Below are 21,550 nucleotides of genomic sequence, written 5' to 3' on the forward strand. Positions count from 1 at the left end.
GTACTATGCAGACCGTGCCGGTCGCTTCAACCGCGCATCTATTGGTTCAGAGCAGACATGTCTGATAAAGGCCGTCGGATCCTCTGAGAGCAATCCATCGAGCGCGATGGTGACATTTGCGCGGAACGTGTCGTCGGCCGCCAAGCCGGGATGAAAGATGGCGTCGATGGCAAGAATCGCTTCGAGGAGTTCTTTGCTGTTCTTCCCGACGCTGTCGGCGATCAGCGCGATTTTTTCTGCATAGGGATCGGAAACTTGCCAGGCGCGGCCGAAACGCGCGGAGGCCTTGACCAGATAAGCCATCCAGCCGGCGACCGGGACCGAGAGAAGCGCAATGCTCCGGCCCATGGCCAAACGGTCGTGGATCGGGTTGAGCAGGCGCTGGATGATCTTCTGCGAGCCGTCGGTGGCGATCTGGTGATTGCGATGGCGTATCGCCGTATTGGCGAGGCGCGCAAGGCTCTGCTCGACATAGGCGGACGGTGAAATGCCGGGCACCGGCATCAGCGTGGGCAACGTCTCTTCCGTCAGCATGCGGCGGACGAAGGTTGCCAAAAGCCGGTCGGCGATCGCCTCGAAAGTGTGCTCGAAGCCGCCGAGCACGCCGAGATAGGCAAGCGTCGTCTGGGCGCCATTCAGCACCCGCATCTTGAGATGCTCGAACGGGGTGACGTCGTCGACGAAGCTGGCGCCGACGCGGTCCCAGCGCGGCACGCGTCCGGCGAAACTGTCCTCGATCACCCATTGGCGGAATCGCTCGCCGACGACGACGGCGCTGTCGCGATAGCCGAAGCGCTCTTCTACCGCATCGATATCGGCTTCTGTCGTCGCCGGCGCGATGCGATCGACCATGGCCGAGGGGAACGCGGCATTGGCGGCGATCCAGTCCGCCAGCCCGCTGCCGCGTCGTTCGGCGAATGTCCGCACGACGTTGCCGAGAATGGTGCCGTTGGCCGGGATGTTGTCGCAGGAAAGCAGCGTCACCGGCCGGCCATGCGAGGCCATGCGCAATTCCAGCGCCCTTGCCAGCATGCCGGGCACGCTGCGCGGGGCTTGCGGGTTGACGAGATCGTAGACGATGTCGGGGTGGTCGAGGTCGAGCGCGCCGCTCGACGGGATATGGCAATAGCCTTTCTCGGTCACCGTCATGGAGACCATCTCGATCTCGGGCGAGGAAAGCACTTCGAGCGCTGGCCCGGCGCTGTCCTGGCTGTCGACGACGCGGACAATGCTGCCGATGACGCGGGCCTCGATCTCGTCGTTCTGGCGGATCAGCCGCGTGTAGAGACCGCCTTGCCGGCCGAGCGTCCCGGCGAGCAGGGGAGGCCGAATGTTGATGCCGACCAGTCCCCAGCGGTCGAAATCCTTGGCCAGAAGGTCGTCGGTGTATTCGGCCTGATGGCAGCGGTGGAAGGCGCCGACGCCGATATGCGCGATCCCTGACCGCAGCGCCGAGCGATCGTAAGCCGGCTTGCCTACCTGGGGCGGCAAGCGCCCGAGCAAGGCAGGGCCGAGGCGCTCGGCGGCGGTCACCGGTTCGCTCCGATCACCCATTGCTCCTGGTCGATCAGCGCGCCGGTCATCGGTCCGGCCGCGTCGGAAAGCAGGAAGACGGCAAGGTTTGCGATGTCGTTGACCGAGAACAGCCGGCCGAAGGGCTGCGCCGCATTGGCGGCATCGAGCCAGCCCGGACCCTGGCCGAGCGTTTCGGCCTGCATGATGCGCTCGGCCGGCGTGTCGGTCCAGCCGACATTGATGCCATTGACGCGGATGCGATCGAAGCGATGCGCGTTGGCGGCGTTCTTGGTCAGCGTCGCCAGCGCGCCCTTGGTGGCGGAATAGACGGCAAGCTCCGGCGCGCCGCAATGCGCATTGATCGACAGGATGTTGACGATGGCGCCTCCCTGGTCGCGCTTCTTCATGTCGGCGATCGCTGCCTGCATCAGGAAGAACGGCGCGCGGGCGTTGGCGGCGAACAGCGTTGCCCAGCCGTCCAGGTCGGCGTCGACGAAGGAGGCACGGTCGGTCAGAGCCCCTGCGTTGACCAGTCCGTCGATGCGGCCGAAGCGCTCGATGCACGCCGAGGCGAGCAGCGCCGGTGTCTCCGGGTCGCCGAGGCCGGCGGCGACGAAAGCGGCAGGCGCGCCCATTGCCGTCAGGTCCGCCGCGACAGCGTCGCCGCGTTGCTGGTTGCGGCCAGTGATCAGAAGAGCTTCGGCGCCGGAGCGCGCGGCCGTCTCGGCGATCGCACGGCCAATGCCTTGCGTCGCGCCGGTGAGCAGCAACACCTTGCCGTCGAGCCGAACCTCCATTCCTCCTCCCGGAACAAAGTTTCTATTTTTTCAAACATGGAACGACAGTTCCCTGTAGTCAACCGTACTGTTCAGCCTGTCCGGCGCGCGACGACGCCGTGGACCAAAGCCATACCGACGGCCAGCGAAGCGGCCAGCGAGCGGAAGCCGGCGAAATCCGACTCCACCACCTCCAGCCAGGTGTCCGACAGTTTCACCAGCGGCGAAAAGGTGCTGTCGGTGATTGCGACGATGCGCGCCCCGCGCTCATGCGCGACGGCGACCAAGTCGGGCGTGATTGAATTGTAAGGGCTAAACGAGACGGCAAGCACCGCGTCGCGCGGTGTTATGCAACCGACCTGATCGAGAGCCGTCGAGCCGACATTGTCGACCAGCACATTGCGCACGCCCTGTTGCGACAGCGTCAGCGACAGATAGGTGGTGACGGGGAAGGCGCGCTTGCTGCCGATGACATAGATCAGCTCGGCTCCTGCAAGCAGGTCGACCATCTTCTCGAAGCTGTCGGTGTTGAAGCCGCTGCCGATGCGGCTGAGCGAGGCCTGCGAGGCGCCGACCATGCCGTTGAGGAAATGCAGATTGGCGCTATGCTCCTTAGCCGGCTCCTGGCTGCCCTGTCCACGACCCTCAGGCCAGGAGCCTTTCATGTGGTCCTTGAACAGGCCCTGGAAATCGGAAAAGCCGGCATAGCCGAAGATCTGCGCGAAGCGCACCAGCGTCGAGGGCTGCACGCCGGCCTGATCCGCCACCTGGGCGATGGTGCCGAGCGCAACGTCGCTCGGGTGCTGCCATAGGAAGATCGCGACCTGGCGCAGGCGCTTCGGAAAATGCACGGTGCCGGACGAGAGCACGGCGCGCAGCTCTTCATAGGTTTGCGGTTTCGTGTGGCCAAGTGCTGCCAGAGATCGGCCCTGTTTGCGGCTCTCGCCGCTGCCGACCCGGCCGGGTGAGGTTCGCACGCCGCTCATGGCATGGGCCGGGCTTGAGCTGTCTCGTATGAGGTCCCGAGCTGCGGCAGAGACCACCAAATGTCGAAGTCGGCGCCGCCCCTCATCCGCCTGCCGGCATCCTCTCCCCGTATAGTGACGGGGAGAAGGCGGCTGGCCGCAGCCTCAACGCCTTTCCTGCAACGCTCGCGATTGGCGAAACCGCAGATGAGAGCGCTCCTCTCCCCGTCACTATACGGGGAGAGGATGCCGGCAGGCAGGTGAGGGGCGGCGCCAGTGCCCGGAAAATAGGGCGAACTCAAAACCCGGAGCGATTGTCCTGCTGCTTCCATCGCCAAACCTCCTCCACCGTTTTCGCGCAAGGCTAGTGCGGCACGATCGTTTTACAAAACAAAATTTGGAAAAGCTGTTCGAAAATGGCGGAGAGCTCCCTATAGTCCCGCTGTCAATGACAGCCATCCGGGAGGAATCGAAACATGGTCTATGCAACCGCTGACGGAACCTCGCGCCAACGCCTCACCGTCGGCATGGTCGGAGGTGGCCGCAACGCCTTCATCGGCGCGGTGCACCGGCTGGCGATGCGGCTCGACGACCAGATCGTCTTGGTGGCCGGAGCTCTTTCCTCCGATCCCGAAAATGCCGCGGCCTCGGCCGCCGAGATCGGTATCGCGCCCGAGCGCAGCTATGCCGACTATCATGCCATGGCGAAGGCCGAAGCAGTGCGGCCGGACGGCATCGAGGCGGTGGTCATCGTCACGCCCAATCATCTGCATGCGCCGATCGCGGCCGCCTTCCTCGAGGCCGGCATCGACGTCATCTGCGACAAGCCGCTGTCGACGACGCTTGCCGAGGCCGAGGCGCTGGTGGCGCTGACAAAGGCGAAGAAACGCCGCTTCGTCGTCACGCTCAACAACACCGGCTACGCCATGGTCCGCCAGGCGCGCGAGATGGTCGCGGCGGGCGAACTCGGCCGCATCGTTTCCGTGCATGGCGCCTATATCCAGGACTGGCTGACGCAGCCGATCGATGCGCAGGGGCAGAAGCAGGCCGAATGGCGCACCGACCCGGCGCGCGCCGGGCAATCGGCGGTGCTTGCCGACATCGGCGTGCACGCCTTTAACCTGGCGAGCTACATCTCCGGCTTTGAGGCCGAGGCGGTTTCGGCCGACCTCTTCACCGCCGTGCCCGGGCGCCGGCTCGACGACAATGCGCATGTGCTTGTGCGCTGGACGGGCGGCGCGCGCGGCACGATCCTCGCCAGCCAGACATCGCCCGGCCACTACAACGACCTCTCGGTGCGCATCTATGGCGAGAAGGCCGGGTTCGAATGGTCGGGCACGAGGCCGGAGGAGCTGCGCTTCTCGCCCTATGGCGAGGAGACCCGCACGCTGGCGCGCGGCGGCCACGGCTCGACGGCGGAAGCCCGGCGCGTCTCGCGCATGCCGGCCGCGCATCCCGAGGGCTATATCGAGGCCTTCGCCAATCTCTACCGCGACGCAGCCGACATCATTCGGGCGCATCGCTCGGGAGGAGTCGTGGATGCCGCGCGCGTGGCGCAGGTGCCGGACGTGGTCGACGGCGCGCGCGGCGTGAAGTTTGTCGCAGCGGCAGTGGAGTCGAACGCGGCAGATGGCGTGTGGACGCCGGCGCTGCTCGGATAAATGCCGACGGCTCCAGGCTCTGGATCGCGATCAATCCGCATCGCGACCTGCAGCGGGGTGATCCGCCTATCGATGCTCGTCGCCAATCACGGGTGAAAGCCCATCGAGCACCAGGCTCCGGAATATGGCGTCGACCTCAGACGGCAGCAGCCCAGGCTTCCGTTCGAACCACCAGTTCAGGGTCGTAAGGAAAGCGCCGACGACGAATTGCACGACGAAGTCGCGCGGGACGGTGCCGTCCTGGAGGGTGGAGGACAGTTCCTGACGCACCATTTCCGACAGGATCAGGCGGATCTCGTTCTCCGTCACGGCGCCGCCTCGCCCTCCGGTCATCGTCCGGAAGTGGTCGGCGTACCGGGCCGCATGCTCGAACATGGCCGCGCTGAAGCCGAGCGGATCGTCCTGTGATGCTCCAGCTGTTGCGGGCACCGCGGATTGCGCCTCTTTCAGCTCTTCCCGAAGCAGCTGGAAGCCGCTACGCAGCAGGTCCTCCTTGCCGGTATAGTGCGCATAGAAGGTCGAGCGGCCGACATCGGCTTCATCGATGATGTCCTGCACCGAGAGGGCCTCATAGCCCTTGCGCAGCATGAGCGTAAGCAGCGCCTGGTGAAGGGCCTTGCGCGTACGGGCGGCCCGTCGGTCGATTCCGCGCGACATGGATCACTCCTCCCTTTGCCAATCCGCTCCCGGATAGCCTTTCTCCGCACGTTTTCCGGGACGATGGACCCGGATTGTCCACTAACGGACGTTCCATTTGCATCGTCCGTCGAATCTTCCGGACAGAATGTCCATTATCATATGGATTGTTTCGAACTTCACCAGGCCGCTGGACCGGCATTCGCCGGCTTGGCGCTGTTGAAGGTCTGGCGCTGCTGAAGAAAGGACGTGACGGACATGCATCATATGCGAGGCGAAGTGCGTACCGCTGGGGCCGCAATCGGCCCGGAAGCCAACAAGGGCATTGGCTTCCCGCGTCTTTACGACCTGCTCGTTCTCATGCTGACGCGGGGGCGGGATCGGGCCTATCGCGAGGCGTTGCTCGATCTGGCCGGTTTGGCACCCGGCTTCCAACTGCTGGACGTCGGATGCGGCACCGGCACACAGGCGATTTCCGCCTGGCGCCGCGTGCAGCCCGACGGATCGGTGGTTGGCGTCGACGTCTCCGAAAAGATGCTTGCCGCCGCTCGCCGCAAGGCGAGCCTGGCTGGCCTCGATATCCCGTTTCACCATGCCGATGCGGCCGAGCTGCCGTTCGCGGATGGGCGCTTCGACGCGGTCACTTTCACGACGGTGCTGCACATGGTGCCGGAGCCGCGGCGCAGCCTCTGCCTGCGCGAGGCCGCGCGCGTCCTGCCTCCGGGCGGGCGGCTGTTGCTGGTCGATTATGCCGGTCCCGTCAACGAGCGCGGACACATGTCGGCAAAGCACGGCCTGCATGGCCAGTTCGACCTGCATCCTCTTCGCGAACCGCTGGCTGCGGCCGGGTTCGAGCGTATCGAAGGCGGCCCGCTCAACTGGCTCGGCCTGCATTACCTGCGCGCCGTGAAGGTGTGAAGATGCGGTGGCGCCTTCCGCCGGCGCCTCCGGCCTTTCGAAACTAGCGCCGACGTGCGCTTGCCCGCGAGTGCTTGGGCGGCACATCGTTCTCATCCGGATTGGGGACAGGCTCCTCGTCCGGCAGCCGCTCCGGATCCGGTTCGCGCATCGGCTTCGGGTCGGGAAAAGGCGGCGGCGTGGGCACCGGCGTGGGCGTAGGATCGGGATTGGGGATAATGGCCATGCTGTGGTTTCCCTCGTTGCGCTGGCGGGTCGTCGGCGTGACGCGGTTTCCGGTAACCGGATATCTGCCCGACCAGAACATGACGGATTGATCGCAGCAGCCCCGGCGCCGATCGAGGGCCCGAGGGCGGCTAACGCTGGCAGAACGGTCAGGGCCGCGGATGGTTCCAAGGCGAACCTGCCGCATTCCGGCGGCGGCGGATGCGAATGCCGATCAAATGATTCCTGTAACCCGTTTCGGCTCTTGCCGGTGTCGCGCAGCGCATTAGTTCCGTTGCGGGGCGGGTGGTCAAACTGCCGACATAGGAGGCGGCCTTGAAGTACCAAACCGTTGATCAACTCAATGCCGTTGCCGACGTTAATGCTGAAGCAGCGGTTCTTCTTGCCAGTCGAGGCCAGCGCCTCGAACGCTGGGCGCAACTTCTCGAGCAGGACCCTGGCCGGCGCCTGACCGCGCTTGCGGGTACTGAATACGCGACCCCCGACGTGCGCGAAAGAATGCGTGCGGCCGGATCGCCGATCACTGTCGCTTTCGAAGACCCGATCTTTCGTGCGCAAGGCTTGCACGACGACAGTTACGGCGAAGCGAAGCGCTTCTTCGAGCTCAGCGACTGGCAGTTGCATGAGGTCGTCTGCCATTGCCATGTCGGCGCCAATCTGCCGGCCCGCTGGGCAGCGTCCCGCGTCCGCGCGGCGATCTCTCCAGGCTCGGGCATTCTTGCCTGGTTGAGATCGGTGTTCATGCACTGAGGCGACTGCCGCGGTTCGCGGAACCGCGGCAGGTTCAATACCGGACTTTGCCGGAGGCGAGGGGAGTTTCAGCTCTCTCCGCCGGCCGGCAAGGTTAGACCTGGGCAGCCTCGCGAGGGCACTTCAGCGTTCGGCAGAATCGCCGAAGTGCTCCGGTAGCTCGCGTTACGCACTTCCGGACGGAAAATCGCTACACTTTTCCTGGAATTGCTCCAGTTCCCTTTTCCGGACGGCTCCCTCAGCGATCGATCTCGCCGAACACGATGTCCAGCGAGCCTATGATGGCCGCGACGTCGGCGATCATGTGCCCGCGCGATAGGTAATCCATCGCCTGGAGATGAGCGAAAGACGGCGCGCGTATCTTGCAGCGGTAGGGAACATTGCTGCCGTTCGAGACCAGATAGACGCCGAACTCGCCTTTGGGGGCTTCCACCGCAGCATAGACCTCGCCGGCCGGCACGCGGTGCCCTTCGGTGTAGAGCTTGAAATGCTGGATCGTCGCTTCCATCGAGCGCTTCATGGTGGCGCGCGGCGGCGGCGTGATCTTCTGGTTGGGCGTGGCGACCGGTCCAACGCCGTCGGGCGTGCGCAGTTTTTCAAGGCATTGCCGCATGATCCGCACCGACTGCCGCATCTCCTCCATGCGCACGAGATAGCGGTCGTAACAGTCGCCGTTCTTGCCGATGGGAATGTCGAAATCCATCTCGGGATAGCATTCATAAGGCTGCGCCTTGCGCAGATCCCAGGCGGCGCCCGACCCTCGCAGCATGGGACCGGAGAAACCCCAGGCCCAGGCGTCATCGAGAGAGATGACACCGACATCCACATTGCGCTGCTTGAAGATGCGATTGCCGGTGAGAAGGTCCTCGAGATTGTCGCAGACCTTCAGGAAAGGGTCACAGAAATCCCAGATGTCGTCGAGCAGTTGCTCCGGCAGATCCTGATGCACCCCGCCGACCCTGAAATAGTTCGCATGCATGCGGGCACCGGAGGCGCGCTCGTAGAAGACCATCAGCTTCTCGCGCTCGGCGAAGCCCCAGAGCGGCGGCGTCAGGGCGCCGATATCCATGGCCTGCGTGGTGACGTTGAGCAGATGCGACAGCAGACGGCCGATCTCGCAAAACAGAACGCGAATGAGCTGACCGCGCCGGGGAACCGGCAGTTCGAGCAGCTTCTCGGCGGCGAGGCAGAAGGCATGCTCCTGGTTCATCGGCGCCACATAGTCGAGCCGGTCGAAATAGGGCAGGGCCTGCAGATAGTTCTTGTACTCGATCAGCTTCTCGGTGCCGCGATGGAGCAGACCGATATGCGGATCAGCGCGGTCGACGATCTCGCCATCCAGTTCAAGCACCAGCCGGAGCACGCCATGCGCCGACGGGTGTTGCGGCCCGAAATTGAGGGTGAAGTTGCGGACGGCGGTTTCGGTCATGCGGCCCCTCCGCGGAAGCTGTTCGTTTCGGCCGGTGCAGTCCGATCAACCGCGCCAGAGCAATTCCAGGAAAAGTGCACAGCCGTTTTCCGTCCGGAATTGCGTAAAGACAAACGCGTGGAGCGGGTCGGCGATCCCATCAAACGCTGAACCGCTCCAGGCAGCGCCGATCATGTGGTCGTCTGGATGATCAGCGTCAGCGTGCCGTCGCCATCGATGTTGGCTGCGACGACCTGCGAGGAATTCAACCCGTTCGCCTGCAGGACCGATACCGCCGCCGGCGAGGCATCGATCGATTTCTGCAGCTTTGCCAGGTCCTTGGCGGTCGTCCTGGTGACCACGGCTTCCGCCTGCGCCTTCACTTCGGCGGGCAGATCCTCGATCGCCACCACCACGACATTGGTGAATTTCTGACCGGAATTCTCCTGACCGGGTTGCGCATGGTCCGGCGCAGGTTGCTGTGCAGGCGGTAAGGCCTGCGGCGGCTGCGGGTCCACACGCTGGGCCGAGACCGGCTGCGCCAGCGCCAGCGCTGAAAGCGTGAGGACCATCGTCAATGTCCGCATCGTCTTTCCTTCCATGTCTCGAAAGTCTGACGACACAACCCCTCTGCCGGGCGATGGTTCCCGGCGGCAAGTCGGAGGCGAAGGCCGACGAAGCCGAACAGCCGCCCCCGCCAATGGAATCAGGCGGCCAGCACCGACAGCGCCGCGGCCTGCAGGCGTTCGAACGCCGCAAAGCGCCTGTCGTGCCAGGTGGCAAGCGAGAGGTCAGGCGAATAGACCTCGCCCACTTCCGACATCGCCGACATGGCCGCGGGGAGGTCGGGATGGCGGCCGGCGGCGACGGCGCCGAGCATCGCCGAGCCGAGCAGCACCGGCTCTGGAGAGGTCGGCGCGTAGACCACCTTGCCGGTCGTGTCGGCGATGAGCTGCCGCACCAGCGGGTTTTGGCCGGCGCCGCCGCTGATGGCGATCGTGTCGATCTTGATGCCGCGGGCGCGCATCGCCTCCAGGATCTGCCGGGCGCCGTAGCCGAGGCCGCAAAGGCCGGCGAGGTAGAGCGCGACGAGGCTGTCGGCGCCGGTCGCCATGTCCAGCCCGGCAATGAGCCCGCGCGCGTCGGGATTGGCCAGGGGGGCACGGTTGCCGAGAAATTCGGGAACGACGTGCAGGCCGCCGATCAACCTGTCCGCCATGGCCGCGCCACCATGGCGTTGCGCCTCCTGCGCCAGCCATTGGCTGAGGCTTTGGCCGTTTCGCGACGCAATCCCGGCGAGTTCGACCGCGGCGGGGTGCATGCCGACGAGGCGATCGATGGCGGCGCCCGCCGCCGACTGGCCGCCTTCGTTCAGCCACAGGCCGGGCACCATGGCGGAGAAATAGGGCCCCCACACGCCAGGCACGAAAGCCGCCTGCTCGGTCGTCGTCATGGTGCAGGCGGAAGTGCCGAAGACATAGGCCATGCGCGTCGTCACGCCGCCGGCGCCGCCGCGCGCGCCGACCGAGCCGATGCCGCCGGCATGGGCGTCGATCATGCCGGCCGCGACCGGCGTTCCAGGCAGCAGGCCAAGCTCGGCCGCAGCCTCGTTCGTAAGGCCATTGGCGAGGGCGCTTCCGGGCGCCACGATCTCGGTGCCGATCCGCGCGAATTTCTCGTCCGCAAGCGCGCCCAGCCCCACTTTCCGGAAATAGGCGTCGTCCCAGCGCGCCTCATGCGCGAGGTAGGTCCATTTGCAGGTCACCGTGCAGGTCGAGCGCGCCAGGCTGCCGGTCGCCCGCCAGGTGAGGTAATCGGCAAGGTCCATGAACTGCCAGGTGTCAGCGAAAGTCCGCGGCATGTTCTCGGCGAGCCACAAGAGTTTCGGCGTCTCCATCTCGGGCGAGATGGTGCCGCCGACATAGCGCAGCACGTCCTCGCCGGTGTCGTTGATGCGGCGCGCCTGCTCGGTGGCGCGGTGATCCATCCAGACGATGATGTTGCGCTCGGGATCGCCCGACGGGCTCACCGTCAGCGGCGCGCCGCCCGGCCCGAGAACGACAAGCGAGCAGGTCGCGTCGAAGCCGACGCCATGCACCGACCGGGCCGAAATTCCGGCAAGCGACACGGCCTCGCGGACGGTGGCCGCAACCGCCCGCCATATGTCGTTGCTCGATTGCTCGACGATATGGCTTTCGGCATGCCAGATGGCGATGTCGGCCTTGGCGGATGCAAGCAGCACGCCTTGTTCGTCGAAGACGCCCGCGCGGGCACTGCCGGTGCCGATGTCGATGCCGATGAAATGGCTGCCCATGACTTCAGATCCTTCGCCCGATCCCGTTTCTACAGGTCATTGCTTTGCGGCAGGATGACAAGGTCGCGAATGGTGATGTTGCGCGGCCTGGTCAGCATGAACATAACGGCTTCCGCCACCTCGACCGGCTGCATCAGGCCGCCGGCGGCGAGTTCCTGCTCAAGCTTGTCCTTCGGCCAGTCCTTGATGAGCGCGGTGACCACCGGACCGGGCGCGACGGCGCCGACACGCAGGCCGTATTTGGCGACCTGTCGACGGACGGTGTGGACGAAGGCCTGCACGGCGTGCTTGGAGGCGGTGTAGATCGGCTCCCAGACGACGGGCACCAGCCCGGCGATCGAACTGGTCATGACGATGTCGCCCGTCTTGCGTTCGACCATATGCGGCAGCACGGCGCGGATGGAGCGGAAGGCGGCGTTGATGTTGAGGTTCAGCATGCGGTCCCAGGCATCGGGGTCGCCGCTCACCACCTCGCCGCCGATATAGGCGCCGGCATTGGCGTGGAAGATGTCGAGCCGGCCGGCGCGATCGAGGATCTGAGGCATCATGCGGGCGGCATCGGCGGCATCCGTCAGATCGATCCGCAACGGGACCGCCGCCGGGCCAAGCTCCTCGCAGACGGCATGCACCGCCTCTTCGTCGCGGTCGACCAACACCACGCGCGCGCCCTCCGAGACCATCATGCGGGCACATTCGAGCCCGATGCCCGAGGCGGCGCCGGTGACCGCGGCGACCTTGTCGATCAGTTTCTGAGCCATGGGTCCTCACATTCCTATCGTCTTGCCGTTCCAGTCAGCATGTAGGCAGCGCTTCGCCTGCCGGGGTGGCTTGCCCCAACCGCGTCTCGATGCCGATATTGCCGTGTCAGCCGCCTTAGGCCGCTTTCGCCAGGTTGATGTTGTGCAGTGTCAACCGCCGGAAATGCGAAGGCGTCATGCCCTTTTCGGCGAGGAACTGCCGGTTGAAGTTGGAAAGGGTGTTGTAGCCGACCTCGAAACAGATGCTGGTGATCGAGGCCTGCTCGTCGCTCATCAGCATCTGGCAGGCCAGGTTGATGCGCAGCCGCTTCACATACTGCACCAGCGTCATGCCGGTGTGCTGGCGGAAGGAGCGGGAAAAGACGCTGGGCGACTGGCCGGCGATGGCGGCAAGGTCCGTCTCGCTGAAGGGCTGGGTCAGGTTCTCGCGCAGATAGGCCAGCGCCTTGTTGATGCCGGCAGACATGTAGCCGGACGGGTCCGGCAGGTAGCTCGCGCTGGCCAGCATGCGCGCGCCTTCGGCACGGCTGAGCAGGCCCATCATCATCATGAACAGCTCGATGCGGCGCACGCCTTGGGAATTCATGATTTCTTCCATCAGCGGGGCGATCTGCCGGCTGGTCTGCCGGCTGAAAAGCACGCCGCGGCGCGAGGCTTCGAGCACCGGCGTCAGGGCGGCGAGCTCGGGGAAGGTGTTGATGGCGCCGTCGATGAAGCCCTCATTGAACTGGATGATGCGGCAGCGCAGCGGCACCGTCGCATCCTTCGGCACGTCGCTCACCCAGTTGTGCGGCAGGTTGGGGCCGGCAAGCACCAGATTGCCCGGTTCGAACTCGCCGATGAAGTCGCCGACGAAATAGCGGCCGCGAGTGGCGACGATGAGATGCAGTTCGTATTCCGGATGGAAATGCCAGCGCACGGTGCGGAACGGATAGCCGTGCGACCAGGCGGTGAACGATTCGCCGGGCCTGATCTGCACAACCTCGAGATCAGGTTTCATCGCTGTTCCTCCTCGAAGCCTTCAACGTCATCGCCCTCATCGATGCGTTATTTGTCATCGGCCTCATGCCAGCCAAACTACTGAGCCGACAAAACCGGCGCCACCATGTTCCCATCCGATCATTGGTACTTTTTTGACTATACTGAGCCTCCACGACTCCAGCTCTAGCATTCAGACGACGCCGCGCTCCTCACTTCTGATGCGGAAGGCGTCGACGGCGATGGCGAGCAGGATCATCGCCCCGCCGATCATCTGGATGTAGTAGGCCGAGACGTTGATCAGCTGAAGGCCGGTCTGGATGACGGTGATGAGCAGCGTGCCGCCGAGCATGCCGACGACACGGCCGCGACCGCCGAAAAGCGAGACGCCGCCGATGACGGGTGCGGCCACGGCATAAAGCAGCGTCGTGCTGCCGACGGTGACGCTGACGCCGCCGAGATAGGAGGTGTAGAGGAAGCCGGCCACTCCGGCGAGAAAGCCGGAAGCGGTGAAGGCGCCGAGCCTCGCCCGCTTGACGTTGATGCCGGCGGCATTGGCGGCACGGCGATTGCCGCCGGTGGCATAGAGGTTCCGGCCCCAGGCGGAATAGGCAAGCACGACATGCGCCAGCAGATAGGCGACGAAGAGGGCGATCGGCATCACCGGCCAGTTGCCGACGGTGGCGCTGCCTATGTAGCTGTAGCCCTCGTCGGTGACGACCATGGTGCGGGCCTGGGTGGCGCCGAGCACCGCGCCCTGCAGGAAAAGCCCCATCGCCAGCGTCGCGATCAGCGAGTTCATGCGCAGATAGGCGACGAAATAGCCGTTGAGCAGGCCGACGAGGATACCGGCGGCGATGGTGACGAGCACGGCCAGCGTCCAGTGGACGCCGAACTGCTGCATGGCGTAGGCGCCGACCATGCTCGAAAAGACGAGATTGCCGACCACCGACAGATCGATCTCGCCGATCAGAAGCGTGAAGGAAACCGCAAGCACAAGGACGCCGAGCGTTGTCGCCTGCACCAGCACATTCTGCAGATTGCCTTCCGAGAGGAAGAACGGATTGAGAAAGCCGGCGAGGATGCTGAACACGACGATCAGGATCCAGACCACATTGTCGAGAAGGAATTTCTTGCTGGCCATTTTGGAGCCTTACCTCAAAACTCTCATCGCGCAGTTCTCGCTTCGGCGATTGCGTCGATGGTTATGTCGGCGCGCTGCAGCATGCGTGCGATGCGGCCCTTGGAAAAGATCACCACGCGGTCGACGAGGCGCTGCATCTCTTCCGGGTCCTGCGCCAGCAGCAGCACGCTGACGCCGTTCCTCGTCGCGTCGTCGATCAGGCGGTGGATCTGTTCCTTGGCGGCGACGTCGACGCCGACGGTCGGCTCATCGAGCAGAAGCAGCCTTGGCTTGCGTTCCAGCAGCCGGCCTAGCATCACCTTTTGCTGGTTGCCGCCGGACAGCTCGCCGATCTCCTGGCCGCCGCCGCCCATGACGATATCCATGGCGCCGCGCGCCTCGCGCATGCGGCGGTTCATGCCCGATCCGCTGACCAGCCAACCGAGCGACCGCGGCCAGTTGCCGAGGTTGAGGTTCTCCGTCACCGACATCGAGCCGACCAGGCCCTCGCCGATGCGGTCGTGGGTGAGGTAGGCGACGCCGGATTCGAGGCTCTGCCCCGGCGAGCCGAGACGCAGTGCGCGGCCATCGATGACGACGCTGCCGGCTTCGACCGGCAGTAGGCCGCCCAGCGCCCGCATCAGTTCCTGCGGTCCTTCGCCAAGCAGGCCGACGAGGCCGACGATCTCGCCGCGGCCGATCGTCAGATCGACCGGCCCGCCGCCGGGAAAGCAAAGCCCGCTGAGCACGATGGCGGCGGGGTGATCCTCGCGGCTGCGGTGGAATTCGGCGACATCGGCGCCGGTGATGACGCGCGCCATGGCGTCGGCCGAAAGCGCCGCCGCCTTGCCGCTGGCCGTGACCTTGCCGTCGCGCAGCACCGTGTATTCCGAACAGAGCTGACGCACCTCGTCATTGTGGTGCGAGATGTAGATGAAGGACGTGCCCCTTTCGGTGAGGCTCTCGACCCATTCGAGAAGATGCAGCCGTTCGGCCGCGGCGAGGCCCGCCGTCGGCTCGTCGAGGATGATCAGCGAGGCTTCGGCCGCGACCGCCTTGATGATGGCGAGCCTTCGCCTGTCGCTGGCGCCGAGGTCGCCGGCGCGCCGCCTCGGGTCGACCGGCATGCCGTGGCTCTCGAGCAGGCGCGCCGCCAGGCGGTGAAGTGCCGGCCAGTCGGTCAGGCCGAAGCGCGTCGGCAAATCGGGCAGCAGAAGGTTCTCGCCGATCGAGAGGTCCTCGAAGATCTCGGAATGCTGCGACAGAAGATGGAGCCCACGCTTCTTACGGGCAGTCAGCGGCAAGGCCGATATGTCCTCGCCGTTGAGCAGGATCGAGCCGCTGTCATGGCGCAGCAGGCCGGCGATGATGTTGGACAACGTCGACTTGCCAGCGCCGTTCTTGCCAAGCAGGCCGTGGATCGCGCCGCGCGACACGCTCAACGAGACCCCGTCCAACACCGCAAGCGGGCCGAAGCGCTTGAAGACGTTGCCGACGGTCAAGACAGCACCGGCGTTGTCCGGCGCAAGACTATCGGGCACGATCGTGCCTTCGGCGACATTCATCTGGATAACCGGTAAATCCGAAATGGGGTGAGAACGCGACGGCGCGTTCCCACCGGTCTCGTCGGTTGCGATCTCAGCCGGCGTTCTGCTGCATCTTCCACACCTGGGTCACGACATTGGCCCAGTGGCGCGGGTCGTCGGCGTTTTCCTTGGTGAGGAAGTAGGGCGGGATGGTGAGCAGCGGGCCGGACGGGCTGTCGGCGATGGTGCCCTTCTCCCAGAAATACTTCTTGTTCTCGTAAGGCCCGGTCGGGACCGGCTTGCCCTTCAGCGTGTACTCTTCCAGCAGATCGACGACGATCTCGACATAGGCGATCGGGTCCTGCGCGATATCGGCGTCGATCTCGCCGGCCTTCACCCATTCCAGCGCATTCGGCGAGGCATCGATGCTGGTCAGGATGATGTGCTTCTCGTGCCCAACCGGGAACAGCCGCTGCTGCGTTTCGAGCGCCTTGCGCGCATCGACGACGAAAATGTCGGTGGGCATGTGGATGGCGTCGAGGTCCGGCCGTTCGCGCAGCGTCGCCGAGACCACGGCAAGCGCCTGCTCATGCTGGTTGTTCTGCGGCCGCGAGATGATCTCGATGTTGGGGTACTTGCTCTTCAGCGTGTCCTCGAAACCATCCTTGCGGTCGCGCAGCGCGACCGCCGTAAGCGAGCCGTAATTGTTGAGCACGCTGCCCTTCGGCGAACCATATTTCTTGGTGAGCAGCTCGGCGGTCTTCTCGGCCGCCATGACGCCCGACTGCTTGTTGTCGAAGGTGACGGAGGCCGCCACCTCGCCGCCGGTGAGCACGGTGTCGACCATGCCGAGCGGCACGCCGAGCGACTTCGCCTTCTTGCTCAGCGGGATGAGCAGCTCCGAATCCAGCGCGTCGGAAATGAGGTAGCGCGGCTTCTGCAGGAGAAGGCTATTCCAGTCGTTCACCTGCGCGTTGGCGTCGCCATTGGCGTCCTTGCCGACGAATTCCAGGCCGAGGCTCTCGACCTTGCGCTTCAGCGCCTCCTGCAGCACGACGAAGAAGAAGAAACCGAGATAGCCCGTCTCCCAGGCCACCACCTTGGATGCCGCACCTTGCGCCGCGGCGCGCTCGCCTCCGGCCAGCAGCAGGCCGCCGGCAGCGGCTGCCGCGCCCTGCAAAAGCGCGCGGCGGTTCATCGTAAAGCTCTTGGTTTCGGAACCCATGTCTCGCTCCCTAGAATGGTTGGAATCCTTTGCCGTCGCGGCTTTTCCACCAAGCCGTCCGGCGGGCACGCAGCCCCAGACATCTCCCGGACGTCTCCTCCCCCGGTGATCCGATGTCGATTTCAGGCTAGGCGCGCGCTGTCCGGCCAGCCACCACGTTCCGGGGCGGGTGTTAGTACTTTTTTGATTCCGCTCGAAAAAGACGATGCGGCGGCTGCGCCGTCGTCCCCGGAAAGTGAAGGGCTGGACTGCCGGCGCGTGGCGCGGCGAGTCAAAAATGTATGTGTCGTGCAAAGTGCAATCGGTAGCCTGCGCCGCGCGCTGCAGCTATCTGTGTTCACGCTGGCCACGCCGAAAATCGAAGGGATGGAGAAGATGCAACATTGGATCGGAACTTGGAGCGCCAGCCCGATGAATGTCTGGCCTGGAGACGCCGTGCTCTACGGCTTCCATCAGCAGACGGTGCGCCAAGTGTTGCGCATCAGCAAGGGCGGCGAGAGGTTGCGATTGAGGCTGTCCAACGAATATGGCGCCTCGCCGATTCGGATCGGTGCCGCCACCGTGGCGCTTGCCGCGAAAGACGGCGCCGTCGACGCCGCCAACATTCGTCAAGTTACATTCGGCGGTGAGAGGCGAACCCATCTCGCGCCCGGCGCCCCGCTGCTCAGCGATCCGATCGAGCTCAAGGTTCCGGATCTCGGGCAGATCGCGATCAGCCTTTATTTCCCCGACTTCGCGCCGATCGAGACCTACCACTACGAGGCGCAGCAGACCGCCTATATCTCCGAGTTCGGCAATTTCGCCGACGCGCCCGAACTGCCCGTGCAGCAGACCTCGACCAGCCGCTATTTCCTCAGCGCCGTCATGGTCGAGAGCGGGCCGGGCAGCGGCTCGCTGGTTTGTCTTGGCGATTCCATCACCGACGGCTTCGGCTCGACCGTCGACGGCAATGCGCGCTGGCCGGACCGGCTGGCGGAGCGGCTCGCGAAAAGCGGCCGGCTATCAGGCATTGGCGTCCTCAACCAGGGGATCGGCGGCAACCGCGTGCTTGTCAGCCGCGCCCGCGGCGCCAATGCGCTCGCCCGCTTCGACCGCGACGTGTTGAGCTTTCCCAGCGTCAAATGGATTTCGGTGCTGGAGGGCATCAACGATATCGGCTGGCCGGAAACCATGCTCGCCGGAGGCCAAGAGGCCGTGGCCGTCGAAAGCCTCATTTCGGCCTACCGGCAAATTATCGCACGCGCCCGCCTCAGCGGCATCAAAGTGCTGCTCGGCACGCTGCCGCCCTTCGGCGGCGCGTTCGAAGGCCAGCCGCTAAGGACCTTCTATTCTGCGTCCAAGGAGCGCGACCGCCAGGCGGTCAACGCCTGGATCAGGACATCGGGCGAAGCCGATGCCGTCGTCGATTTCGAGCGCGCGCTGGCCGATCCCGCCAACCCGACCAGGCTGCTCCCCGCCCTCGATTGCGGCGACGGCCTGCATCCGTCCGACGACGGCTACGCCGAAATGGCCAAGGTGTTCGAGAAAGCTTTCGAGGGATTGCTGGCTGGCCAGCAGGCGCCGAAATGACGGCCGGAGGGAGCGCGTTCTGGTTCAGCGAGCTCCCGCCGCCATACGGGCCAATCAGGCCGCGTATCTCGCCATTGCGGGCTGCCTCGACCACTGGGCGTACCAGGCATCGAACAATTTTAGCTGCGCCTCGGCAAAGCCGCGCTGGCTGTCGGTGAGGGCATCCGTCTCGTTGAAGTGAAGCCGGTATTCGGGATTACCCTTCAGCACCATCATGTGTTTGAAATAGAGCACCAGGTCGGGGCCTTCATCGAAGGAGGAGAGCACGGCGAGCGCCGCATCCAGCTCCAGCGCCAGCCGACGCGCTTCGGCGTCGCCCTTCGCCGCCGCCTGGCTGAGACCGACGAGATGCAGCACTTCCTTGGGCAGCACATTGCCGATGCCGGTGATGGCACCGGACGCGCCGCAATTGACGAAACCATGAAAGACCGCGGTGTCGACGCCGATCATCAGCGCAACCTCGTCGTCGCGGCTGGTGATGTTTTCCGCCGCGTAGCGCAAATCCGACGGGCCGCCGAACTCCTTGAAGCCGACCAGGTTCGGATGTTCGGCGCGTAGCGCGAAGAAGAGGTCGGCGCGCGTGGCAAAGCCGTAATAGGGGCTGTTGTAGATGACCGCGGGCAGATCGGGTGCGGCTGAGAGAATTGCCTTGAAGTGGTGGCGCTGCGCCGTGACCGAGGGCCCGCGCGACAAGACGCGCGGGATCACCATCAGGCCGCGTGCGCCGACCTTCTGGGCGTGCGCGGCGTGCGCCACGGCACTGGCGGTGTTGACCGCGCCGGTGCCGACGATCACCGGGACGCCGGCTTTCACCAGCCGCTCGACGCCTTCCATGCGCTGCTCGTCGCGCAGCAATGGCCAGTCGCCCATGGAGCCGCAATAGACGACCGCCGACATGCCGGCGGCGATCAGCTCGCGTCCCTTGCGCACGAGCGGGTCGAAATCGGGAAGGCGATCATTCGTGCAAGGCGTCATCAGCGCCGGCATGCAGCCGGAAAAGACGTTGGCGTTCATTCGGATTCTCCTTGAGGCTGGCACGCAGATTGGTCAGTTTGTCCCGGAGGCATACCGCTTGCCAAGCGGATAGTCGTGGTCGACAGGGAGAAACAATGCGTACCAGATCAAGCATTCGCGTCGTCGGCTGCCATGCCGAGGGTGAGGTCGGCGACGTCATCGTGGGCGGCGTGCTGCCGCCGGCGGGCCGCACGATGATGGAAAAGATGATCACGATGGAACGCGATCACGATCATATAAGGCGCATGCTGATCTGCGAGCCACGCGGCAGCATCGCCCGGCACGTCAATCTCCTGGTCCCCTCGACGCGCGAGGATTGCGTCGCAGGAGCGATCATCATGGAGCCGACGGAATACCCGCCGATGTCCGGCTCCAACACGATCTGCGTCGCCACCGTGCTGCTCGAGACCGGCATGGTGCCGATGAACGAGCCCGAGACGCGCTTCAAGCTGGACATGCCGGGCGGTGTCATCGAGGTGCGCGCCGAATGCCGCGACGGCAAATGCCTGTCGATAACTTTCCGCAACGCGCCCGCCTTCGCCGAACGCCTCGATGCCAGTATCGACGTCGAGGGGCTGGGAACGCTGAAAGTCGACATCGCCTATGGCGGGATGTTCTACGCCATTGTCGATGCCGCCGCGCTCGGCTTCTCGGTCACACCCGACGAGGCGCGCGACCTGGCGGTAATCGGCGAGAAGGTTCGCCGCGCTGCACGCGAGCAGCTCGATGTCGTGCATCCGGAGCTCGACAATGTGCGCGGCGTGTCGATCGTACAGTTCGCCATGCCGTTCCAGGGGCCGGGCAATGTCACGCGCAACACCTGCATCGTCTCGCCCGGACGCTCCGACCGCAGCCCGACGGGAACCGGCACATCGGCCCGCATGGCCGTGCTGCAGGCGAGGGGTCTGATGAGCGTCGGCGACGTTCTGATCCATGAATCGATCATCGGCTCGCGCTTCACCGGCACAATTCTCGAACTGACCGAAATCACCGGCCGCAAGGCGATCGTGCCGCAAATCACCGGCCGCGCCTGGATCACGGGCGAGCACAACTACTATCTCGATCCGACGGATCCCTATCCGCAAGGCTATGTGCTGTCGGACACGTGGGGCACGTCGACCTCGGTGACGCAGTAACGCGATCAGCGATGCCGAGGGACGGACAGCCGAGCTGGCCGAAGGTATCTTCGGAGCGGCTGCAGCGTGCCTCTTTGCAGTCGCGTTGCAGGCTCGCGTTGGATCACCACAGCCTAAAGCGCGTCGCGATCTTTCGGATTCGCTCGATGCGCTTTAGGTTTTACACATGTCTTTGACCCGAAACCGGTTCCGCCCTTCGGGAGACATGCCTTGGCATTCTGGGTGCGTGCGACCTCGTCGCAGATGGCAATGACGTCGTCGTCCGAGAGCTGAGGAAAGTTGAGGTAGTTTTGGCTGAGCGCCCGGAAATGCGCTGGTTCACTGAGGCAGACGGTCCAGTCGGCTTCCCCGGCAAGGTCGGTCAACGTCTCGGGCGGCGCCACCGGGAGGGCTACGACGATTTCGAGAGGTGAACGCCTCTTCAGCGCGCGGATCGCGACCTTCATCGTCGTTCCGGTGGCGGCACCGTCGTCAACGACGATCACCGTCTTGCCGGCTACCTCAAGAGGCGTGTGCTTGCCGCGATATGCCATGCGGCGCCTTTCAAGCTCCGGACGTTCCTTTGCGACCAGGTCCCGGAGTTCGTCATCGCCGAGCGAGTAGGCCTCCACGACCTCCCGGTTGAGCACGACGTCCGGCGGGTCGCCATCGACGATCGCGGCGACGGCCAGTTCCGGATTTTCCGGCGCTCCGACCTTTCGCACTATGGCCAAGTCAAGTGGCGCGTTGAGAGCCCTGGCGACCTCGGCGGCGACCGGAACGCCGCCCCTCGGCAATGCGAGCACGATCGGGTTCTCGAGCTGAAGCTTTTCCAGCTCGACCCCGAGCTTTCGTCCCGCCTCCTGGCGATCGCGAAACATTGGTCATTTCCCCGTCATGATCGCTACTGGATTGGAAACTCGCTACCCGCCCGATTTCGGCACCAGCAGCGGAACGATCCGATCGCTCTCGGCGACGGCAGGGCGGCCGGCGGCGGCGTAGGGGATGCCGAGCGCGTCCCAGGTCTCGACCAGCGCGTCCTGCAATTCGGCGATCAGCGCGTCCGAATGGAAG

At 64.9% G+C, this 21,550-nt stretch carries 20 protein-coding genes and 1 pseudogene; 5 read left to right on the forward strand and 16 right to left on the reverse strand.

Features of this window, described 5'->3' with window-relative positions; all coding sequences use genetic code 11:
* Positions 1–3: 3 nt before the first annotated feature.
* The 3 genes from P9236_RS07245 to P9236_RS07255 all read right to left on the reverse strand — a co-directional run bounded on the left by P9236_RS07245 (position 4) and on the right by P9236_RS07255 (position 3,277).
* Positions 4–1,554, reverse strand: a complete 1,551-nt coding sequence (locus P9236_RS07245) for a mannitol dehydrogenase family protein (RefSeq protein WP_278073918.1) — start codon at positions 1,552–1,554, stop codon at positions 4–6.
* Positions 1,530–2,312: an SDR family oxidoreductase gene (locus P9236_RS07250; protein WP_278073919.1), complete on the reverse strand. Its 783-nt coding sequence runs from the start codon at positions 2,310–2,312 to the stop codon at positions 1,530–1,532. Before P9236_RS07250 ends, P9236_RS07245 begins: the two co-directional genes overlap by 25 nt.
* Before the next feature lie 71 nt (positions 2,313–2,383).
* On the reverse strand, positions 2,384–3,277 hold the full coding sequence (locus P9236_RS07255) for a MurR/RpiR family transcriptional regulator (RefSeq protein ID WP_278073920.1): 894 nt from the start codon (positions 3,275–3,277) through the stop codon (positions 2,384–2,386).
* A 455-nt stretch (positions 3,278–3,732) separates the two neighbouring features.
* Between P9236_RS07255 and P9236_RS07260 the strand changes: the two genes are divergently transcribed.
* Positions 3,733–4,917 carry a Gfo/Idh/MocA family oxidoreductase gene (locus tag P9236_RS07260; RefSeq protein WP_278073921.1) on the forward strand — a complete coding sequence of 395 codons (1,185 nt, stop codon included), beginning with the start codon at positions 3,733–3,735 and terminating at the stop codon, positions 4,915–4,917.
* A 66-nt stretch (positions 4,918–4,983) separates the two neighbouring features.
* On the opposite strand, the gene P9236_RS07265 is transcribed toward P9236_RS07260, so the two are convergent.
* A complete protein-coding gene (locus P9236_RS07265) occupies positions 4,984–5,574 on the reverse strand; it encodes a TetR/AcrR family transcriptional regulator (RefSeq protein WP_278073922.1) in 591 nt (196 codons plus the stop codon).
* A 237-nt stretch (positions 5,575–5,811) separates the two neighbouring features.
* On the opposite strand from P9236_RS07265, the gene P9236_RS07270 reads away from it, so the two are divergent.
* A complete protein-coding gene (locus P9236_RS07270; protein WP_278073923.1) occupies positions 5,812–6,471 on the forward strand; it encodes a methyltransferase domain-containing protein in 660 nt (219 codons plus the stop codon).
* Positions 6,472–6,514: 43 nt separating this feature from the next.
* Here P9236_RS07270 and P9236_RS07275 read toward each other — a convergent pair whose 3' ends face one another.
* Complete coding sequence (locus P9236_RS07275; RefSeq protein ID WP_278073950.1) at positions 6,515–6,697, reverse strand: hypothetical protein; 183 nt, start codon at positions 6,695–6,697, stop codon at positions 6,515–6,517.
* A gap of 314 nt (positions 6,698–7,011) precedes the next feature.
* Here P9236_RS07275 and P9236_RS07280 point away from each other — a divergent pair, with 314 nt between their 5' ends.
* A complete protein-coding gene (locus P9236_RS07280) occupies positions 7,012–7,446 on the forward strand; it encodes a hypothetical protein (RefSeq protein WP_278073924.1) in 435 nt (144 codons plus the stop codon).
* A gap of 238 nt (positions 7,447–7,684) precedes the next feature.
* Here the strand turns inward: P9236_RS07280 and P9236_RS07285 are convergent, their stop codons facing one another.
* From P9236_RS07285 to P9236_RS07320, 8 genes are all read right to left on the reverse strand, one after another.
* Complete coding sequence (locus P9236_RS07285; RefSeq protein ID WP_278073925.1) at positions 7,685–8,875, reverse strand: NADH-quinone oxidoreductase subunit D; 1,191 nt, start codon at positions 8,873–8,875, stop codon at positions 7,685–7,687.
* Positions 8,876–9,045: 170 nt separating this feature from the next.
* Positions 9,046–9,441: a hypothetical protein gene (locus tag P9236_RS07290; protein WP_278073926.1), complete on the reverse strand. Its 396-nt coding sequence runs from the start codon at positions 9,439–9,441 to the stop codon at positions 9,046–9,048.
* Positions 9,442–9,560: 119 nt separating this feature from the next.
* Positions 9,561–11,168 (reverse strand): FGGY-family carbohydrate kinase, encoded by a 1,608-nt coding sequence (locus P9236_RS07295; protein WP_278073927.1) that lies wholly within the window; start codon positions 11,166–11,168, stop codon positions 9,561–9,563.
* 29 nt (positions 11,169–11,197) lie between these two features.
* Entirely contained in the window at positions 11,198–11,926 is a 729-nt protein-coding gene (locus tag P9236_RS07300) for an SDR family oxidoreductase (protein WP_278073928.1), read from the reverse strand.
* Between the two features lie 115 nt (positions 11,927–12,041).
* A complete protein-coding gene (locus P9236_RS07305) occupies positions 12,042–12,926 on the reverse strand; it encodes an AraC family transcriptional regulator (RefSeq protein WP_278073929.1) in 885 nt (294 codons plus the stop codon).
* 171 nt (positions 12,927–13,097) lie between these two features.
* A complete protein-coding gene (locus P9236_RS07310) occupies positions 13,098–14,048 on the reverse strand; it encodes an ABC transporter permease (protein WP_278073930.1) in 951 nt (316 codons plus the stop codon).
* 23 nt (positions 14,049–14,071) lie between these two features.
* On the reverse strand, positions 14,072–15,592 hold the full coding sequence (locus tag P9236_RS07315; protein ID WP_278073931.1) for a sugar ABC transporter ATP-binding protein: 1,521 nt from the start codon (positions 15,590–15,592) through the stop codon (positions 14,072–14,074).
* A gap of 73 nt (positions 15,593–15,665) precedes the next feature.
* Positions 15,666–16,778: a sugar ABC transporter substrate-binding protein gene (locus tag P9236_RS07320; RefSeq protein ID WP_278073932.1), complete on the reverse strand. Its 1,113-nt coding sequence runs from the start codon at positions 16,776–16,778 to the stop codon at positions 15,666–15,668.
* Positions 16,779–17,153: 375 nt separating this feature from the next.
* On the opposite strand from P9236_RS07320, the gene P9236_RS07325 reads away from it, so the two are divergent.
* Positions 17,154–18,347: an SGNH/GDSL hydrolase family protein gene (locus tag P9236_RS07325; RefSeq protein ID WP_278073933.1), complete on the forward strand. Its 1,194-nt coding sequence runs from the start codon at positions 17,154–17,156 to the stop codon at positions 18,345–18,347.
* A 54-nt stretch (positions 18,348–18,401) separates the two neighbouring features.
* On the opposite strand, the gene P9236_RS07330 is transcribed toward P9236_RS07325, so the two are convergent.
* Complete coding sequence (locus P9236_RS07330; RefSeq protein WP_278073934.1) at positions 18,402–19,361, reverse strand: dihydrodipicolinate synthase family protein; 960 nt, start codon at positions 19,359–19,361, stop codon at positions 18,402–18,404.
* A gap of 95 nt (positions 19,362–19,456) precedes the next feature.
* Between P9236_RS07330 and P9236_RS07335 the strand changes: the two genes are divergently transcribed.
* On the forward strand, positions 19,457–20,497 hold the full coding sequence (locus P9236_RS07335; protein WP_278073935.1) for a proline racemase family protein: 1,041 nt from the start codon (positions 19,457–19,459) through the stop codon (positions 20,495–20,497).
* A 113-nt stretch (positions 20,498–20,610) separates the two neighbouring features.
* Here P9236_RS07335 and P9236_RS07340 read toward each other — a convergent pair whose 3' ends face one another.
* Both P9236_RS07340 and P9236_RS07345 read right to left on the reverse strand, forming a co-directional pair.
* A complete protein-coding gene (locus P9236_RS07340; protein ID WP_278073936.1) occupies positions 20,611–21,357 on the reverse strand; it encodes a phosphoribosyltransferase in 747 nt (248 codons plus the stop codon).
* A gap of 42 nt (positions 21,358–21,399) precedes the next feature.
* A pseudogene (locus P9236_RS07345) lies at positions 21,400–21,550 on the reverse strand (5-aminolevulinate synthase); the annotation flags it as partial.

The organism is Mesorhizobium sp. WSM4884, from assembly GCF_029625675.1.
Classification (GTDB): domain Bacteria; phylum Pseudomonadota; class Alphaproteobacteria; order Rhizobiales; family Rhizobiaceae; genus Mesorhizobium.